The following is an 18,175-nucleotide window of genomic DNA, read 5'->3' on the forward strand; positions in this document are numbered from 1 at the left end:
AATGGACACCATCCCGGCCGGACCAGCGGGCCAGGAGGTCCGGGGCGTCGTCGGTGCCGCCCGGCAGCGAGTGGGTGCGGCACGCCCTGGGTGGCGCCGCCGGATCTCCCTCCCGTCGACGAGGCCGGAAGCGCGGGCCGTACGCCGCGACCTCTCGGCCCGCCCCGGGCTCGCCCGGGCCCGGCGGGCCGAGACGGACAACCCGTTCGAGACCCTCTACGGGCCGGCCCGATGCGGCCTAGTCTGCTCGGATGCTGGTGGGCCGCGACGCGGAGCTGCGCGAGCTCGAGGCCGTGGCGGCCGAGCTGGGACGGTCCGGGTGCGCCCGGACCGTCCTGCTCGCCGGCGAGGCCGGGATCGGGAAGACCACCCTCGCGGCGGAGTTCGTCGCCCGCATGCGTGCCACCGGGCTGCGGACGGCCTGGGCCGCCTGCCGGGCCGAGGGGGGCACGCCGCCCTACTGGCCCTGGGCGCAGCTGCTGTCGCGGCTCGGTCGCGGCGGGGCGCTGACCCCGTCCGACGCCGATCCCGAGCAGGCGCGATTCCTGCTGTTCGACTCCGTGTCCTCAGCCCTGCGCGAGGCCGGGCCCGTGCTGCTCGTGATCGACGACCTGCACTGGGCCGATCCCGACTCGGTGCGGCTGCTCGCTGCGCTGCCCGCCCATCTCGGCGACGCCCCGGTCCTGGTGCTCGGGACGTACCGGGACTCCGAGCCGGGCGGGATGGCGACGATGGCGGCGGAGCGCCGGATCGTCCTGTCCGGCTTGACCTCCGCCGAGCTCGGGGCGGCCGTGCGGGAGTCCACCGGCGAGACCGTCGACGAGCACGCCGCGCGCGCCCTGCACGACCGGACCGGCGGCAACCCGTTCTTCGCCGCGGAGATCGTCCGGATGGGACGGTCCGACGCGGCCGACGCGCTCCCCGGCGGGGTGCGGGCCGTCCTGGAGCGGCGGCTCGCCGCGCTCGACCCACGATCCCTCGCGGTCCTGCGGGCCGCTGCCGTGCTGGACGCCGGCACGTCGGCCGGCACGGACGCCGTGTTGCTGGGCGCCGTCGCGCAGGTCGCCGTCGCCGAGGTCGCCGAGGCGCTCGCCCCGGCCGTCACCGCCCGGCTCGCCGTGGCGCACGAGGGCCGGCACCGCTTCCCCCACGCGCTGGTCGGGGAGACGCTGCGGGAGCTCACCCCCGCGGCGACGGCGCTCGACCTGCACCGCAGGGCGGCGTACACGCTCGCCACCCGGCTCGAGGCGGGCATCTCCGACGTCGCGGAGCTCGCCCACCACCGCAACCGGGTCGCCGATCTGTCCGGGGAGCCCGGCGACCGGGCTGCCGCCGTGGCGGTCGCGGTCCGGGCCGCGACCGCCGCGACGTCCGCGGCCGCCCACGACGACGCGGTCCGGACGCTCGAGACCGCGCTGGACCGCCTCGGCGCCGAGGATCTCCCGGGCGCACCCGATCGTGGGGTGCTGCTGTGCCGCCTCGGCGACGCGCTGCTCGCCGCCGGCGACCCGGCCCGCTCCCGGGCCGTGTTCCGCGCGGCGGCGGTGCACGCCCGGCGGGCCGGCCGGCCCGAGCTCCTCGCGACGGCGGCGCTGGGCGCGACGGGCGGCGCCGCGGGTTTCGAGGTCGACCTCGTCGATCCGGACGGGTGCGTGCTGCTCGAGGAGGCCCTCGCCACGCTCCCCCCGGAACGGGAAGGGCTCCGCGCGGAGGTGTCGGCCCGGCTGTCGGTCGCGCTGGCCTTCACCGACGGCGAGCCCCGGCGAGCCGCGCTGGCCGGCGAGGCGGTGGCGATCGCCCGCCGGCTCGGGGACCCGCGGGTGCTCGCCTCCGCACTCGCCGCGCACTGCGACGCGATCGCCGGTCCGGCCCACGTGGCGGAGCGCCGGACGGCGGCGGACGAGATCGTCGCGTGCGCGCGCCGCAGCCGTGACCGCACCGTCGAGCTGCTCGGCCGGCGCCTGCGGACCCTCGCGCTGGCCGAGGCGGGCCGGTGGGCCGAGGTCGACCGCGAGATCGAGGAGTACGCGCGGGTGGCCGAGCCGTTGCGACAGGCCGGGCTGAGCTGGTGCGTGCCGCTCTGGCGTGGCACCCGGGCCCTCGCCGCCGGGGACGAGCCCGCCCGGCTCCGGTACGACGCCGAGCTCGAGGCTCAGGCGGCACGGTCCGGCAGCGGCAACGCGCAGATCCTGCTGCTCACCCAGCGGTTCGTCGCGGCGCTGCTCCGCGGCCGCACCGACGAGGTCGACCTCGCCGGATTCCTGGCGCTGGCCCCGGACCTGGGGGCGTCCGGATACGTCACCCACGGACTGTTGCGGACGCTGCGCGGCGAACCCGGCGGCGCCGACCTCGTCCGCCACTGGCTCGACGAGCGGGGCGGAGGCACCCAGGACAGCGAGTGGCTGCCGGAGGTGGTGCAGGCCGCGCAGGTCGCGATCCTGCTCGCCGACGTGGACCTGGCCGCCCGGGTGTCCGCGCTGCTCACCCCGTTCGCCGGGCTGTTCGCGGTCGAGGGCATGGTCGCCGGGACCTGGGGCTCGGTCGACGGGTTCCTCGGCCGGCTCGCGGCGCTGCGCGGGGACCGGGGCGCCGCCCGCGCGCACCTCGCGGCCGCCGCGGCGGCGGATGCGCGGGCCGGGGCGTTCTTCGCGGACCGGACGCGGGCCCGGGCCACCGCATCCGGCGCACCCGGTCCCGTCGCCGACCGGGCCGATCCGGCCGAGTTCCGGCGCGACGGCGAGGTGTGGACCCTGGTCTTCGCCGGCCGCACCGCCCGGCTCCGGGACAGCAAGGGCCTGCGCGATCTCGCCGTGCTGCTCGGCCGACCGGGCCGCGAGGTCTCCGCGGCCGAGCTGGCCGGGGCGCCGGGTCCCGGCGCGTCCGCCCTGCCGCTGGCGGACCGGACCGCCGTCGCCGCGTACCGGGTGCGGCTGCGCGACCTGTCCGACGAGGCCGACGAGGCCGCTGCCGGCCACGACCCCGAACGCGCCGCCCGCGCCGCAGCGGAACGCGACGCACTGCTCGCCGAGCTGGCCGCCGTCACCGGCCTGGACGGGCGGCCCCGCACCGCGGGCTCGGACGCCGAACGCATCCGCAAGGCCGTCGGGAACCGGATCCGCTCCGCCGTCGACCGGGTCGCCGCCGCCCATCCCGAGCTCGGGCGGCACCTGCGCGCCGCCGTGCGGACCGGGACCTTCTGCCGCTACGCGCCCGAGCATCCGGTGCGCTGGCGGCTGTAGCACCGCTACGCCCCACGTGGCGCGTACGGGGTGAGGAGAGACAGGAGCACCCCATGACCGCCACCCCGATCACCACCGTCACCCCGACCGAACAGCTCGCGGGCCGCCTCTTCGAGGCGGGCCTCGGCGCCTTCGAGCTCGCGACCGTCCTGCTCGGCGACCGGCTCGGCCTCTACGCGGCGCTGCGCGCCACACCCCTGACCGTCCCCGCTCTCGCGGGCGCCGCCGGTGTCGACGCGCGGTACGCGCGGGAGTGGTGCGAGCAGCAGGCCGCCGCGGGCCTGCTGACCGTCGACGACCCGGCCGCCGCACCCGACGAGCGGCGCTTCGGCCTGCCGCCCGGCAGCGAGCCCGTGCTGCTCGACGAGGACAGCCCGGCCCGGCTCGTCCCGCTCGCGGACTTCGCCGCGTCGATCGGAAAGGTGCTGCCCGCCCTGGTCGAGGCCTTCCGCACCGGGGACGGCGTGCCGTACGCCGCCTACGGCGTCCAGCACGCGCAGGCGGCACTCAACCGGCCCGGCTTCCTCGGACAGCTCGTGCAGGACTGGCTCCCGCAGGTCCCGGGGCTGGACGCCCGGCTGCGCAGCGGCAGCGTCGCCGAGTTCGGCTGCGGGGAGGGCTGGGCGGCGATCGCGCTCGCCCGCGGCTACCCGGGCCTGCGCGTCGACGCCTTCGACGCCGACCCGGCGTCGATCGACTCCGCCCGCGCCCACGCCGCGGCCGCCGGGGTCGCCGACCGCGTGCGGTTCGTCGTCGCCGACGTCGCGGACCCCGCCCTGGCCGGTCGCTACGACGCCGTGTTCGCGTTCGAGATGTTGCACGACCTCGCCCATCCGGTCGCCGCGCTGCGCACCGCCCGCCGGCTCACCACCGGCCCGGTCCTGGTGGTGGACGAGCGGGCCGACGAGACCTTCTCCCCCGACGCGGATCCGGTGCAGCGCTTCCTCTACGCCGCCAGTGTCCTGCACTGTCTGCCGGTCGGCCGCTGCGAACCGGGCTCGGCCGCGACCGGGACGGTCCTGCGCCCGGACGTGTTGCGCCGCTATGCCGCCGACGCCGGCTTCGCCGACGTCACCGTGCTGCCGATCGAGCACGACATGTTCCGCTTCTACCTGCTGGAGGGCTCCCGGTGAGCACGCTGACGACCGGCTGGGAACCGTCCACACCGGACACCGACTCGCTCACGGCCGCCGCCGCCCGCGCGATGGCCGACCGGGCCGCCGCGTGGGCCGTGGCCGCCGGCGGCACCGTCCGGCACGTCGCGGGTCTCGTCGTCGCGGACGCGTTGTCCCCCTGCGTGTTCCTCAACACTGCCGTCTCCGTGGGCCCCGCGGGGCACGAGGCGGCCCGGGCCGCCGACGTCGGGCCCGACCGGGCCTGCCTGCTGCTGACCCCGCACCCCACGCCGGACCTGCGCCCCGACGGCCTGGAGCTGATGGGGCACCCCCACTTCATGGTCCGGGCGGCGGGCGCCGGCGCCCCGCCACCGCCCCCCGGCGTGACCGTGGAGGAGGTCCGCGACCCGGCCGGGCTGGAGGAGTGGGCGGACGTCCTGGCCGCCGGGTTCCCCAGCCCCGCGTCGCCGGCGCCGTCCGGACTGCTCGGCGGCCCGGCGCGGTTCTGGACCGCCCGGCTCGACGGGCACGCCGTGGCGACCGCGCTGTCCTGGACGGGGCGCGGCGTCGTCGACGTCGAGTGCGTCGCCACGCTGCCGGAGTACCGCCGCCGCGGCATCGGCGCCGCGGTGACCTGGGCCGCGACCCTGGCCGACCCGGCGCTGCCCGCGGTCCTGATCTCCAGCGACGACGGCCATCCCGTCTACCGCGGGATGGGCTACCTACCGGTCTCCCGCTGGACGCTCTGGTACCGGCCGGCACGGGGTGCCTGAGCTACCGCGGATCACACCCCGCGACCGGTCCACTCCCCGTCCCCGACCAGGAACTGGACGCTGTGCACCGACTCGACGTGGTCCCGGGGCACGGCGAGATGGGCCGGGTGCAGGAGATAGCGCCGGAAGTCCTCGGTGTCCGCGAACTCGCTCACGACCGCGTAGTCGGCGTTGGTCGCGCGCTCGCCGAGGTCGGGGCCCTGCCGGGTCCGCATCGGGAAGTCCACCTGGCTCGGCAGGCGGGCGATCGCCTCCCGGAACGCCTCGACGTCGGCGGCGCTCGCCGACGTCGCGAACCTCAGCGTGAGACAGTGCACGAGCATGTCCACCTCCACATCACTGGTGAGTCGTGATGGACATTAGCGCTCGACAACCGCTCTGAACAGCACAGAGATCTTTCGCCGTAGTTATCCACGATTGACAATGCCGACCGCACAGCCCTACCTTGCAGCTCCCGACACCTTCGACCGGGAGACCCGACAATGAAGCTGGGATGCTCGTTCGCCACGTCGCTGCAGACTCCCGAGCACATCCGCATCGCGGAGGAGCTCGGCTACGAGAGGGCGCTGTGCTACGACTCGCCCGCGCTGTACCCGGACGTCTGGATGATCCTGAACCAGGCGGCCGAGCGGACCGACCGGATCGTGCTCGGCCCCGGTGTGCTGATCCCGAGCCTTCGCCATCCGATGGTGACCGCGTCGGCGATCACCACCCTGGTCCACACGGCCGGGGCGGATCGCGTGCTGATCGGGGTCGGGAGCGGCTTCACCGGCCGCCTCGCCCTGGGCCGACCACCGGTCCCGTGGGCGCAGGTGAAGCACTACACCGAGGTCGTCCGGGCCCTGCTGCGCGGCGAGCAGGTCGAGTGGGAGGGCGCGATCATGCAGCTCATCCAGCCCGACGAGCGGTTCGGCCCGGCGCTGCCGATCGAGGTCTCGTGGGGCGTCGCCGGGGAGGGCCCGAAGGGCACCGGGGTCGCGCGGGACCTGGGCGCCGAGCTGTTCCGGATCACCGCTCCCGAGCCGGACTTCCCGGCCCAGATGATGATGCTGATCGGCACGGTGCTCGACGAGGGCGAGGACCCCGGTGCCGAGCGCGTGATCGACGCCGCGGGCCACGGTGCGGGGCTCTTCCTGCACTGGGCCGTCGAGCACGGGGTGATCGACGAGCTGCTCGGCGAGGCCGGACACACGTGGGCCGCGGCCTACGACCACATCCCCGAGAACGTCCGCCACATCGCGCTGCACGACCGGCACGTGGTGGGCGTCAACGACATCGACCGGCCCTTCGTCACCGGCGAGGTGGTGACCGCGGCCGGGCTCGCCCTGACCCGCGACCAGTGGCGCGACCGCTTCGCGGAGCTCGAGAAGGCCGAGTGCCACTGGGTCCACTTCCAGCCCGCGGGCCGCGACATCCCCCGCGAGCTCGAGGCGTTCGCCGGCGCCTTCCACCGCTGAGCCCCTCCCCGCCGAGAGGAGTACCGACCGATGACAGACCTGCAGTTCCTGGAGTGGGAGACCGACGGCCCGGTCGCCACCGTCTGGTTGAACCGCGCGCCGGTGAACGCGGTGGACCAGCAGTTCTACCGCGAGATCCGCTCGTTCTTCGGCGACCTGGAGCGCCACCTCCCCGAGGCGCGCGTCGTCGTGCTCGCCGGGCGGGGGAAGCACTTCTGCGCCGGCAACGACCTCGCCGCCTTCCAGACCCTCGACCCGGAGAACGCCCCGGAGCAGCTGCAGCGCGCCCGGGAGGCGTTCTGGGCGATCTACGACTCGGCGTACCCGGTGATCGCCGCGGTCCACGGCGTCGCCGTCGGGACGGGCCTGGCGATCGCGGCCTCGTGCGACCTCGTCGTCGCGGCCGAGGGCGCCCGGTTCGCCACCCCCGAGGTCAACGTGGGGGTGCTGGGCGGTGCGAAGCACCTCTCCCGGCTGGTGCCCCAGGGGATGGTGCGGCTGATGCACTACACCGGCGACCTCTACCCCGCCGAGCGGCTGCTGCCCTACGGCGGGATCGTCGAGATCGTCCCGCAGGAGCAGCTGATCGACCGCGCCCGCGAGCTGGCCCGGTCGATCGCCCGGCACAGCCCGGTCACGCTCCGGCTGGCCAAGCGCAGCCTCAACGGCATCGAGTACCGCGACCTCAAGACCGGCTACGAGTTCGAGCAGAGCCAGACCCGCGAGCTCTCCGGCTACGAGGACTCCAAGGAGGCCGTGAACGCGTTCCTCGAGCGGCGCGAACCGGTCTACACGGGACGGTGAGCATGGAGACGCTCGAGGACTTCCGGGTGCGCGCCCGGTCATGGCTGGCGGAGGCCGATCCACCCAAGGTCCCGCTGGACCTCGACAGCCGGTTCGCGGTGCTGCGGCGCTGGCAGCGGACCCTGGCCGAGGCCGGCTGGCTCGGCCTCGCCTGGTCGCCGGACGCGGGCGGCGGCGGCCTCACCCATGCCCACCAGCTGGTGTTCGTCGAGGAGCTCGTGCGGGCCCGGGCACCGCAGCCCATCGGGCTGATCGGCTTGGAGGTCGTCGGACCGTCGATCGACCGCTACGGCACCGAGTCGCAGCGCCGGGAGCTGCTCCCCCGCCTGCTCTCCGGCGAGGACATCTGGTGCCAGGGCTTCTCCGAGCCCGACGCCGGGTCCGACCTCGCCTCGCTGCGCACCCGCGCCGTCGCCGACGGGGACTCCTATGTGGTCACCGGACAGAAGATCTGGACCAGCTGGGCACACGAGGCGCAGTGGTGCGCCCTGCTGGTCCGGACCGATCCGTCGGTGCGCAAGCAGGCGGGGATCAGCTATCTGCTCGTCGACATGACCAGCCCCGGCATCACGGTCCGGCCGATCCGGCAGATGACCGGCGACCGGGAGTTCTGCGAGGTCTTCCTCGACGAGGTCCGGGTGCCCCGACCGAACCTGCTCGGCGCCGAGAACGAGGGCTGGCCGATCGCGACCCACACCCTCGGCAGCGAGCGCGGCGGCGCGACCCTGCGCCGCCGGGTGGAGCTGGAGGTCGCCCTCGAGGACGCCGTCGAGGCGCTCCGCGGACGCGACGATCTCGGCGACCGGGCGCGGGCCGCGATCGGCCGTGCGCACGTCGCCATGCGTGTCCTGGACGCCCAGACCCGGCAGACCACGGACCGGCTGCTCGCCGACACGGGTCCGACGCCGCTGGACTCGGTCGACAAGCTCGTGCTCAACGACGTGGAGCAGACGGTGTTCGCCGAGATCGCCGGCCTGCTGGGCCCGCTCCGCGCGCTGCCCGGCTCCCGGCCCACGGGTCTGCACTCCGAGCGCTGGGCGCACGACCACCTGTACTCGCGGGCCGCCTCGATCTACGGCGGGTCCGCGCAGGTCCAACGCACGATCGTGGCCGAACGACTCCTGGGGCTGCCCCGTGGCTGAGCACGAGCTCGCGTCCGCCGTGGACGACTACCTCACCCGCACCTACGACGGCGACCGCCGGCGCAAGCTCCTCGACGGCGGAGGCTGGGACGCGGGCCTGGCCGCCGAGCTCGCCGACCTCGGCTGGTACTCCGTCGCCGTCCCCGAGGAGAAGGGCGGGATCGGGGCGCCGCTGTCCGACCTCGGCCCGCTGTTCGTGGAGTACGGGCGCCACCTCGTGGTCGGGCCGCAGCTCGAGTACAGCCTGCTCCCGGCGCTGGTCGGGGGCCTGGACCCGGCGGGGCAACCGCCCGCGCTCGTCGACCCCGGCGTCACGGACGACTGGGCGGCGGACGTCGGCTCGGTCTCGCTGACCGGGCGGGAGCTCACCGGGACGGTCGAGGCGGTGCGCTTCGCCGCGCAGGCGGGCGTGCTCGTGGTCGTCGCCGGCGAGACCGTGTGCCTCGTCGACCCTGCCGCGTCCGGCGTGCGGACCGAACCGGTCGACAGCGCCGATCCCGGGACGGTGTTCGCCCGCGTGTCCTTCGACGGCGCCACCCCGCACACCCTCGTCCCGGGCGCGGACCTGGTCGGCCGGATCCGCGCGTGGGCCCGGCTCCTGCTCGCCTGCGAGCTCAGCGGCCTCGCCCGGGGTGCGCTCGAGCGCACGGTCGGGTACGTCGGTCAGCGCGAGCAGTTCGGTCGACCGATCGGGGGGTTCCAGGCCGTCAAGCACCTCGCCGCGGACATGGCCGCCCGGTCGGCGGGCCTGCAGAACCTCTGCGCGGCCGCGCTCGACGACGCGGGCGAGGCATCGGGCTCCGACCTGGAGCTGGTCTCGTCGACGGCCAAGGCCCACGCCGCGGAGGCGGCCGCCCGGGTCTGCGAGGACGCGATCCAGCTGCACGGCGGCATGGGCTTCACCACCGAGGCGGACGTCAGCTGGTACTACCGGCGCGCCCTGGCCCTGCGCGGCTGGTACGGCGACGCGACCGAGCTGCAGCGCCGGATCGGTGCCGGGCTCCTGACCCACGAGAGGCAGCGGTGAAGGCGACCCGGCTCGACGACGAGCAGGCCCGGCACAACGTCGAGGCGGGTTTCTGGGCGGGGAACCCGGTCGACTCCTACCTCGCCGCGGCCGCCATCCGGACACCGGCGGCGGTCGCCGTCGTCGACCGTGGTCGACGGTGGACCTACGGCGAGCTCGACGGTGCGGTGAACCGGTTCGCCTCCGCCCTGCGCGGCCGCGGGGTCGGACCCGGTGACGTCGTGTCCTGGCTGCTCCCCAACTGGACGGAGGCGATCGTCGTGCACCTGGCCGCGATCCGGGCCGGGGCCGTCAGCAACCCGATCATCCCGATCTACCGGCACCGGGAGACGGCGTTCATCCTGCGCCAGGCGGGAACGAAGGTGGCCGTGGTCCCGCACTCGTTCCGCACCTTCGACTACCCGGCCATGCTGGACGAGATCCGCGCCGAGGTCCCCACCCTGGAGACGGTCGTGGTGGTGGGCGGTGGGCCGCCGGCCTTCGACGACCTGCTCGCCGAGGGCCGGGCGGATCCGGTCGAGGCCGCGCGCTCCTCGTCGGACATCGCCCTGCTGCTCTACACCTCCGGCACCACGTCCGCCCCCAAGGGGGCGCTGCACAGCCACGACACCCTCGACCACGAGAACCGCAGCATGATCGACTTCTTCGGCCTCACCGCCGCGGACGTCGTGTTCATGCCCTCGCCGGTCGGCCACATCATCGGCGTCCTCTACGGGCTGCAGCTGCCGTTCATGCTGGGGAGCACGGTCGTGCTGCTCGACGTGTGGGAGCCGGGCCGGGCGCTCGAGCTCATCGAGGAGCACCGGTGCACCTTCACCGTGGCCGCCACCCCCTTCCTCCACGGGCTCGTCCACCACCCGTCGCTCCCGCAGCGGGACGTCAGCTCGCTGCGCGTCTTCGCCTGCGGCGGCGCCGACGTGCCGCCGGAGCTGGTCAGGGCCGCGACCACGGCGCTCGGCTGCACCGTCACCCGCGGCTACGGGTCCACCGAGTACCCGACCGCGACCGCCTGCACCGCGGCGGACCCCGTCGCGAAGCGGGCCGGCACGGACGGCAGGCCGATCGGCCCCGCCGAGGTCCGGGTCGCCGCCGACGGCGAGCTGCAGGTCCGCGGCCCCGAGCTGTTCCTCGGCTACCTCGACGCCTCGCTCAACGACACGGCCTTCACCGACGACGGCTGGCTGCACACCGGCGACCTGGCGCGCATCGACGCGGACGGCTACGTCGAGATCATCGGACGGCAGAAGGACATCATCATCCGCGGCGGCGAGAACATCAGCGCCAAGGAGATCGAGGACCAGCTCTTCGAGCACCCCGCCGTCGCGGACGTCGCGGTCGTGTCCACACCGGACCCCGTACTGGGCGAGCGGGTCTGCGCGGTCGTCGTCCCCGAGGCGGGTGGCGAGCCGACCCTGCCCGAGCTCGTCGACTTCCTGACCGGGCGCCGGATGGCCCGCCAGAAGCTCCCCGAGCGGCTGATCCTGCTCGACACCCTGCCCCGCAACCCCAGTGGCAAGATCCAGAAGTTCCGGCTCCGAGAGCTGGCACGTGAGAACGGAGTGACGCGATGAAGCTGCACACCACCACCGAGTTCGCCACCGGTCACAAGTTCCTCGAAGGCCTGCGCTGGCACGACGGCGCCCTCTGGGCCAGCGACTTCTTCACCGGAAAGGTGCTGACCTTCGCCGCCGACGGCGACGCCGCAACGGTCGCCGAGGTCCCGGGCGCGCCCTCGGGCCTGGGCTTCCTGCCCGACGGCACCGCGCTCGTCGTCTCCCAGTCCGACGCGACCGTCCTGCGGATCGGCCCGGACGGCACGCTGAGCACCTACGCGGACTTCAGCGCGTTCGCGGGCGGCCCCGGCAACGACCTGCTGGTCGCCCCCGACGGGCACGCCTACGCGGGCAACTTCGGCTTCGCCATCGGGAGCGAGGACCCGAAGCCGACCGTGCTCGCCCACATCGACCCGCAGGGGACGGTCCGCCCGGTCGACGCACCGGTCCTGTTCCCCAACGGCATGGCGCTCACCCCGGACGGACGCCTGCTGCTGGCGGAGACCTTCCTGTCCCGCATCACCGCCTACGACCGCGCGCCCGACGGCACCCTGTCGAACCCGCACGTCTGGGCGCAGCTCCCCGACGGCTTCATGCCGGACGGCATCGCGCTGGACACCGACGGCGGCGTCTGGTTCGGCAACGCGCTGACCCCCGAGCCCGGCGCCGGCTTCTACCGCGTCGTCGAGGGCGGCGAGCTCACCGACAAGGTGCCCGTGACCGGGGCGCAGGCGGTGGCCTGTGCGTTCGGGGGCGACGATCTCGGCACGCTCTACATGAGCTGCAACGCCACCACGCTCGAGGAGTTCGTGCAGGGGCAGTCGAAGGGGTCCATCGCCACCGCGTCGGTGGGGCGGACCGGCGCGCCCGCCTGAGCCCCGGCCGTGGTCTCCCCCGCTCTAGGATCACCGACGGCGGGAGGAGACCACGGCATGACGGCATCGAGTGCGGCGCCCCGGCCCCGGCCCCGCAACCGGCGGGCCGAGATCGCCCGCAACGCCGCCGAGCTGTTCAGCGTCCGCGGGTTCCACGCCGTCCGCATGGACGACATCGCCGACGCCAGCGGCATCACCGCGCGCGCCCTCTACCGCCACTACGCCAACAAGCAGGCCCTGCTCTCCCATGTCGTGCTCGAGGACCAGCAGCACGTCGTCGACACGATCACCGAGCTGGTCGCGCAGCCGCGCGACCTGGACAGCACCCTCGCCGCCCTGACCGAGGCCGCGCTGGACAGCCGCCGCCTCTCGCTGTTGTGGCAACGGGAGGCGCGCCACCTCGACGGCGAGGACTTCCTGCTGGTCCGGACCCGGACACAGTGGATCGCGGAGCGGTTCGGCGAGCTCCTGCTGGGACACCGACGTCGCGAGCTGGGCGACGAGGTCACCGACCTGCGCAGCTGGGTGATCGTCAGCGTCATCTCCGGAGCCGGGTTCTACGACAGCCCGCTCCCCCATCCCCGCCTCGCCCAGGAGCTCGCGGCGGCGAGCAGGCGGGTGATCCTCGCCCCCGAGGTGAGCCAGGTGAGCGGGGCGGGCGGGCCGGCCCGGGTCGCCGACCGGGCACCGCTCGCCCGCCGCGAGCAGCTCGTCGCCGCCGCGGCGCAGGAGTTCCGCGTCAAGGGGTTCGCGAGCGTCGGTATCGACGACATCGGCGGCCGGGTGGGCGTCGTCGGCCCGGCCCTCTACCGCTACTTCGACACCAAGGCGGACATCCTCGTCGCCGCCGTGAGCCGCTGGCACGAGTGGCTGGCGCTGGAGGCCGCCCGGGCCCTGCGCGCCCCCGTCCCCGACGAGGCCGTCCTCGGCCTGCTGGTCGAGGGCTACGTGCGCACCGCGCTCGACGCGACCGACCTGCTCGCCGTCTGGCTCACCGAACGCCTCTACCTGCCCGACGCCGTCCGGGAGCGCCTCGACCGCGTCCAGGCCGACTCTCTCGCCGAATGGCAGCACTGGCTGTCGGTCGCCCGTCCCGACCTCCCGGACGCCGACGCGGCCACCCTGGTCAAGACCGCCAAGACGATCATCGACGACTGCGCGCGCATCCCGCACCTCCGGCGCCTCCCGACGGTGACCGCCGAGCTGTCGGGCTCCGCTCTGGCCGCCCTCGGCCTCCCGCGGGCCGGTCGACCGTCCGGGTCCGGTCGCTAGAGCACCCGCCCGGGTGGGGACCGCAGCGTCGCCGCCGGGCTGAGGCCGTAGCGGGAGTGGTAGGTCGCGGCGAACCGCCCGTAGTGGTGGAAACCCCACCGCCGTGCCACCGCCGAGCTCGTGGTCTCGTCGGGGCCGCTCTCCCGCAGCTCGGCGTGGGCCTGGGCCAGCCGATGGTCACGCAGATAGGCCATCGGCGACCTGCCGACGTGGCGGCGGAAGCCCGCCTCCAGCGCGCGCACGCTCAGCCCGGCCGCCCGGGCGAGGTCGACGACGGAGACGATCTCGGCGGCCCGGGCCTCGATGAGCTCGAGGACGGCGCGGATCGCGGCGGGCGCACCCGGCCGGCCGGTGTCCTCGAGCCGGTCGGTGTAGTTGTGCGCCTGGCCCCGGAGCAAGCCGGTCATGGCCAGCCCCGCGAGGCTGCCCGCCATGACCGGGTCGGTCGCCATCCCGTCCGCCCGGTCCAGCTCGGAGCGCAGCAGCTGCAGCGTCCGGAGGAACGAGCCGCCTCGCGGCGCCTCCAGATCGAGCTGCGGATCGAAGGACAGGGGATGCACGGGTTCGGCGCCGAGCAGCGAGGCGAGCACGCGTTCCAGAGCGGCCGGCTCGAACCGGGCCGTGACGAGGCGGCAGTCCGGGCTCCACTCCTCGAAGTACACGGGCTCGCGCGGGGACACGACGACCCCTCGGCCGCGGGAGGCCACGAACGAGTCGCCTCCCGACCCGATCCGCACGTGGCCGACGCCGGCCAGCACCACGACGTGGTACCCGGGCGGGGGCGCGTAGAGCCGGACGTCCGTCCCCATCTGGATGTAGCCGAAGTCCAGGCCGGGCATGCCGTTCGTCCACAGGCGCATGTCGAACCGGCCGGGCCGCCCGACGACCCGCAGGCGGTGGGGCGCGTACGCCTGCGAGATCGCCACGCTGGCCTCGTCCAGGTCCCGGGTGTGGACCAGCGCGCCGGCCGGAGGCACCACCTCGGCGAGCACGCCACGCCCGGCTGATCCGCTCGGCTCCATCGCCGCGAACCCCTTCCCTCCCCACGACGCGATGCCCCATCGTCGCCGACGGCCGTGATCGGTCGAGTGTAGGCGCCGCGCGCGGTCCGACGAGCCGTTTCCCGACGTCGGACAGCCGGTTCCCGCCGTCGGCGAGAAGTGGACGGGGCGGCGCGAGCGATGGCTTTCCGACCCACCGGGCCGCTCCTAGCGTCGGCGCCGACCGACACGGGTCGAATGTCGAAGTGGACGGAGCTCCTCATGGTCAGGTCGTGGCTGTTCGAGATCTTCAGCTACCCGTACGACGCGGATCCGGCGAAGTTCGATCCGCAGCTGTGCAAGGAGCTCTACGACTGGAAGCTCGAGTCGTGGGTCGCCGCCGAGGAGCAGGGGTTCGACGGGGTGTTCTTCTCCGAGCACCACTTCACCCCGTACAGCATCAGCCCGTCGCCGAACCTGCTGGTCGCGACGCTGGCACAGCGGACCACCCGGATGCACATCGGGGTGATGGCCAACATCACCGCCTTCCACAACCCGCGCCGCCTGGCCGAGGAGGGCGCGATGCTCGACCACCTCACCGGCGGCCGTCTCGAGGTGGGCATGGGCCGCGGTGTCGACGAGCCGGAGTTCCTCCGCGAGGGGGTGCGGATGGAGGAGACCCGCGCGCGGTTCGAGGAGTCGGTCGCGCTCATCCAGGCCGCGTGGAAGGAGCCGACCTGGTCCTTCCACGGCGAGTTCTACGACTACGACAACGTCGGGATCTGGCCCCGTCCCCTGCGCCCCGAGCTGCCGATCTGGATCACCGCGCTGAGCCCGAGCACCGTGGCCTGGGCGGCCAGGAACAACTTCAGGTTCACCTCGGTGTTCTCCCCGACCGAGCAGATGCGGACGATCTTCGACGGCTACCGGAAGGCCGCCGCCGATGCCGGGCGCGAGGCGGAGCCCGGCGACATGGGCGTGTGCCGCAACGTGGTCATCGCCGACTCCGAGCAGCAGGCGCGCGATCTCGCGGAGCCCGCGTTCGACGCGCTGTTCGCCGCGTTCAAGGAGGCCGCGGTGTTCCACGACCTGGACAACGTGCCCGCCGGCTACGAGCACTACCAGTCTTTCTTCCGCCCGTTCGCCGGGGACGACGTCTCGTTCGACGCCCTCGTCGGGATCGGCGCGATCTGCGTCGGGACGCCGCAGACGGTGCGGGACCAGATCGTGGACCAGGTCGAGACGATCGGGTGCGGCAACTTCCTCAACTGGGGATCGTTCGGCACCCTCACCAAGGAGCAGACGATGCGCTCCTACCAGCTCTTCGGCGAGCACGTGGTGCCCGCGCTGCGCTCGCTGAACGTCTGACGATGACCTCCGAGCTCGCGGTCTGCTGCATGTCGCACTCGCCGCTGCTCCACACCGCCGATCCGGGCGAGTCGGTGGCGCGCGCGGTCGACGACGCGCTGCATGGAGCACGGACGTTCGCCGACGCTTTCGACCCCGACCTGGTGGTGGTGTTCGGACCCGACCACTACCAGGGCTTCCGGTACGAGCTGATGCCACCTTTCTGCGTCGGCACGGCCGCGCGGGCGATCGGGGACTACGGCACGAGCTCCGGCGACCTCGACGTCCCGCAGGACCTCGCGGACGACCTGATCGTCCATCTCCTCGACGCCGACCTCGACGTCGCGATGTCCGAGAAGATGGTCGTGGACCACGGGATCTCCCAGCCCCTGGAGATCCTGTTCGGCACCAGCGGGGCGCGGCCCGTCATCCCGGTCTTCGTGAACTCGGTCGCCGCGCCGCTCGGGCCGTTGCGGCGGGTCCGGCGGCTCGGGGAGGCCGTGGGGGCGTGGGCGGCCGGGCTCGACCGGAGGGTCCTGTTCGTCGGCTCGGGCGGCCTGTCGCACGACGTCCCGATCCCGCGGCTGCGCGAGGCCACCCCCGAGGCGGCCGCCTACCTGGTGGACAGGCGCCGCACCCCCGCCGAGCAGCGGGCCCGGGAGGAGCTGGTCCACCGGGCGGGCCAGGCGTTCGCGCGCGGCGAGTCGCCGCTGAGGGACCTGAACCCGGACCTGGACCGCGAGCTCCTCGCGCTGTTCGCGCAGGGCGACCCGGCGGCGTTCGACGAGGTCGACGTCGGGTGGCTCGGCGAGCAGGGCGGCAGCTCCGTCCACGAGGTGCGGTCCTGGATCGCCGCCCACGCGGCGTTGCGGGCCGCGGGGCCCTACCGGACCGATTCGTCGTTCTACCGGCCGATACCGGAGTGGATCATCGGCTTCGCGGTCACCACCGCCTCGACGCGGGGAGAGGAACAGTCATGATCGAGCAGGAGCTGGCCGTGGAGACCGCGGACGGGCCGATGGCCGTCGCGGTGCGCCGTCCCGACGGCCCGGGCCCGTACCCCGTCGTCGTGGTCTTCCACGACGGTCCGGGGCTGCGCCGGGACGTGTACGACATCGTCGCGAGGGTCGCCGAGGCCGGCTACTACGCCGTCCTGCCCGATCTCTACCACCGGATCGGCCCGAAGATCGTCTTCGACCTGGCCGGGATCGGCCGGGGCCCCGGCTCCCCGGAGTTCGAGCGGCTGATGGCGGCCGTGGGTTCCCTCGACGACGAGGCGGTGCTGGCCGACGTGGCCGCGCTGCTCGACGCCGTCGCCGCCGATCCCGCGGCGGGCTCCGGGGCCAAGGGCGCCATGGGGTTCTGCGTGGGCGCGCGGCTGACCTTCCGGCTGCTCGCCGCCCGACCGGACGAGTTCGTGGCCGGCGCGACGATGCACCCGTCGTTCGTGGTGACCGACGAGCCGGACTCGCCGCACCGCAGTGTCGGCAGGCTGGCCGCCGGGCTGTTCGTGGCCTTCGGCGCGGCGGACACCCTCGCCCCGCTCGAGGTGAACGCGCCGCTGCGCGAGGAGCTGGCCCGGGCGAACGCGACCGTCGAGATCTACGAGGGCGCCGATCACGGCTTCATGTTCCCGGGCATGCCCGCCTACCACGAGCACGCCGCGACGGGGTCCTGGAAGCGGACCCTCGACCTGTTCTCCCGGTCGCTGACGTGAGGACGGACGAGCTGGTCACCGGCCCGGACACCACCCACCTGGCCACGGCCGGGCCGACGGACGGCGAACCGGTCGTGTTCCTGCACGGCACCGGTCCGGGCGCCACCGGGGCGTCGAGCTTCGCGCCGATCCTGCCGGCGCTCGACGGGTTCCGCTGCGTGGTGCCCGATCTCGTCGGGTTCGGGCGCAGCAGCCACCCCGACGACGTGGCCACCGGCCCGGGCCCCTGGTTCACCCGGCGGGTCGACGCCGTACTCGCCCTGCTCGATGCTCTGGGCCTCGACCGCGTGCACCTGGTGGGGCACTCCTACGGCGCGCGGGTCGCGCTGGAGCTGGCGCTGCGCGCCCCCGACCGAGTCGGCCGGGTGGTGCTGCTGGCCGCCGGGGGCACCCCGGTCAAGGCGAACCTGACGACCTTGACCGACTTCTACCGCGACCCGGACGAGGACGCCATGCGGGCCCTGGTCGCGGCGCAGCTGTCCCGGCCGGGGCCCTCCGTCGAGGGGTACGTCACCGAGCGCCTGGCCGTCGCCGTCCGCCCCGAGGTCCGGCGGTCCTTCCAGGCGGCGATGGGTGCCGGCGCCCCCATGCCGACCTACGACGAGACGGTGCTCCCCACCGTCTCGCACCCGGTCCTCGCGGTGCACGGCAAGGACGACGCGACCATCTCCCCCGACGCCGCGTTCTTCCTCGCCGAGCACCTGCCGCACTGCGACCTGCATCTGTTCGCCGACGCCGGGCACCTGCTGCAGTACGAGGTGCCGGCGCGGCTCGGCTCCCTGATCCACCGCTTCCTGGCGGACCCCCGGTGATCGGGAAGGCACCGGCCGCCGACAACCCGGTCAGGATTCGAGAAGCGAGCACCGCCGGGCCC

16 protein-coding genes are annotated in these 18,175 nt (G+C 74.4%); 14 read left to right on the top strand and 2 right to left on the bottom strand.

Annotated features, from left to right (window positions below; translation table 11 throughout):
* Positions 1–251: 251 nt before the first annotated feature.
* The 3 genes from ABD324_RS24295 to ABD324_RS24305 are packed head-to-tail and all read left to right on the top strand — an operon-like array spanning position 252 to position 5,127.
* Complete coding sequence (locus ABD324_RS24295) at positions 252–3,239, top strand: ATP-binding protein (RefSeq protein WP_344421405.1); 2,988 nt, start codon at positions 252–254, stop codon at positions 3,237–3,239.
* Positions 3,240–3,292: 53 nt separating this feature from the next.
* Entirely contained in the window at positions 3,293–4,372 is a 1,080-nt protein-coding gene (locus ABD324_RS24300) for a class I SAM-dependent methyltransferase (RefSeq protein ID WP_344421408.1), read from the top strand.
* Positions 4,369–5,127 (top strand): GNAT family N-acetyltransferase, encoded by a 759-nt coding sequence (locus tag ABD324_RS24305; protein WP_344421411.1) that lies wholly within the window; start codon positions 4,369–4,371, stop codon positions 5,125–5,127. Before ABD324_RS24300 ends, ABD324_RS24305 begins: the two co-directional genes overlap by 4 nt.
* Before the next feature lie 11 nt (positions 5,128–5,138).
* Here ABD324_RS24305 and ABD324_RS24310 read toward each other — a convergent pair whose 3' ends face one another.
* Positions 5,139–5,450, bottom strand: coding sequence for a Dabb family protein (locus ABD324_RS24310; RefSeq protein ID WP_344421416.1), 312 nt, complete (start codon positions 5,448–5,450; stop codon positions 5,139–5,141).
* A 159-nt stretch (positions 5,451–5,609) separates the two neighbouring features.
* Between ABD324_RS24310 and ABD324_RS24315 the strand changes: the two genes are divergently transcribed.
* The 7 genes from ABD324_RS24315 to ABD324_RS24345 are packed head-to-tail and all read left to right on the top strand — an operon-like array spanning position 5,610 to position 13,257.
* Complete coding sequence (locus ABD324_RS24315; protein ID WP_344421419.1) at positions 5,610–6,584, top strand: LLM class flavin-dependent oxidoreductase; 975 nt, start codon at positions 5,610–5,612, stop codon at positions 6,582–6,584.
* Between the two features lie 30 nt (positions 6,585–6,614).
* Complete coding sequence (locus ABD324_RS24320; protein ID WP_344421422.1) at positions 6,615–7,388, top strand: enoyl-CoA hydratase-related protein; 774 nt, start codon at positions 6,615–6,617, stop codon at positions 7,386–7,388.
* Positions 7,389–7,390: 2 nt separating this feature from the next.
* Complete coding sequence (locus ABD324_RS24325) at positions 7,391–8,530, top strand: acyl-CoA dehydrogenase family protein (protein ID WP_344421425.1); 1,140 nt, start codon at positions 7,391–7,393, stop codon at positions 8,528–8,530.
* Positions 8,523–9,557: an acyl-CoA dehydrogenase family protein gene (locus ABD324_RS24330; protein WP_344421428.1), complete on the top strand. Its 1,035-nt coding sequence runs from the start codon at positions 8,523–8,525 to the stop codon at positions 9,555–9,557. The genes ABD324_RS24325 and ABD324_RS24330 overlap by 8 nt, the downstream gene beginning before the upstream one ends.
* Complete coding sequence (locus tag ABD324_RS24335) at positions 9,554–11,128, top strand: AMP-binding protein (RefSeq protein ID WP_344421431.1); 1,575 nt, start codon at positions 9,554–9,556, stop codon at positions 11,126–11,128. Before ABD324_RS24330 ends, ABD324_RS24335 begins: the two co-directional genes overlap by 4 nt.
* Entirely contained in the window at positions 11,125–11,985 is an 861-nt protein-coding gene (locus tag ABD324_RS24340; protein WP_344421434.1) for an SMP-30/gluconolactonase/LRE family protein, read from the top strand. Before ABD324_RS24335 ends, ABD324_RS24340 begins: the two co-directional genes overlap by 4 nt.
* Before the next feature lie 57 nt (positions 11,986–12,042).
* Positions 12,043–13,257 carry a TetR/AcrR family transcriptional regulator gene (locus tag ABD324_RS24345; RefSeq protein WP_344421436.1) on the top strand — a complete coding sequence of 405 codons (1,215 nt, stop codon included), beginning with the start codon at positions 12,043–12,045 and terminating at the stop codon, positions 13,255–13,257.
* Here the strand turns inward: ABD324_RS24345 and ABD324_RS24350 are convergent.
* Positions 13,254–14,279 carry an AraC family transcriptional regulator gene (locus ABD324_RS24350; RefSeq protein WP_344421438.1) on the bottom strand — a complete coding sequence of 342 codons (1,026 nt, stop codon included), beginning with the start codon at positions 14,277–14,279 and terminating at the stop codon, positions 13,254–13,256. The two genes, ABD324_RS24345 and ABD324_RS24350, sit on opposite strands and share 4 nt — an antisense overlap.
* 240 nt (positions 14,280–14,519) lie before the next feature.
* Between ABD324_RS24350 and ABD324_RS24355 the strand changes: the two genes are divergently transcribed.
* The 4 genes from ABD324_RS24355 to ABD324_RS24370 are packed head-to-tail and all read left to right on the top strand — an operon-like array spanning position 14,520 to position 18,113.
* Entirely contained in the window at positions 14,520–15,605 is a 1,086-nt protein-coding gene (locus ABD324_RS24355) for an LLM class flavin-dependent oxidoreductase (RefSeq protein WP_344421441.1), read from the top strand.
* Between the two features lie 2 nt (positions 15,606–15,607).
* The gene (locus ABD324_RS24360; RefSeq protein WP_344421444.1) at positions 15,608–16,564 is read left to right on the top strand and encodes a 3-carboxyethylcatechol 2,3-dioxygenase; all 957 of its coding nucleotides are present in this window, start codon (positions 15,608–15,610) and stop codon (positions 16,562–16,564) included.
* Positions 16,561–17,301 carry a dienelactone hydrolase family protein gene (locus ABD324_RS24365; RefSeq protein WP_344421447.1) on the top strand — a complete coding sequence of 247 codons (741 nt, stop codon included), beginning with the start codon at positions 16,561–16,563 and terminating at the stop codon, positions 17,299–17,301. The genes ABD324_RS24360 and ABD324_RS24365 overlap by 4 nt, the downstream gene beginning before the upstream one ends.
* Positions 17,298–18,113, top strand: a complete 816-nt coding sequence (locus tag ABD324_RS24370) for an alpha/beta fold hydrolase (RefSeq protein ID WP_344421450.1) — start codon at positions 17,298–17,300, stop codon at positions 18,111–18,113. The genes ABD324_RS24365 and ABD324_RS24370 overlap by 4 nt, the downstream gene beginning before the upstream one ends.
* Positions 18,114–18,175 lie beyond the last annotated feature (62 nt).

The organism is Pseudonocardia ailaonensis, from assembly GCF_039531635.1.
GTDB lineage: Bacteria > Actinomycetota > Actinomycetes > Mycobacteriales > Pseudonocardiaceae > Pseudonocardia > Pseudonocardia ailaonensis.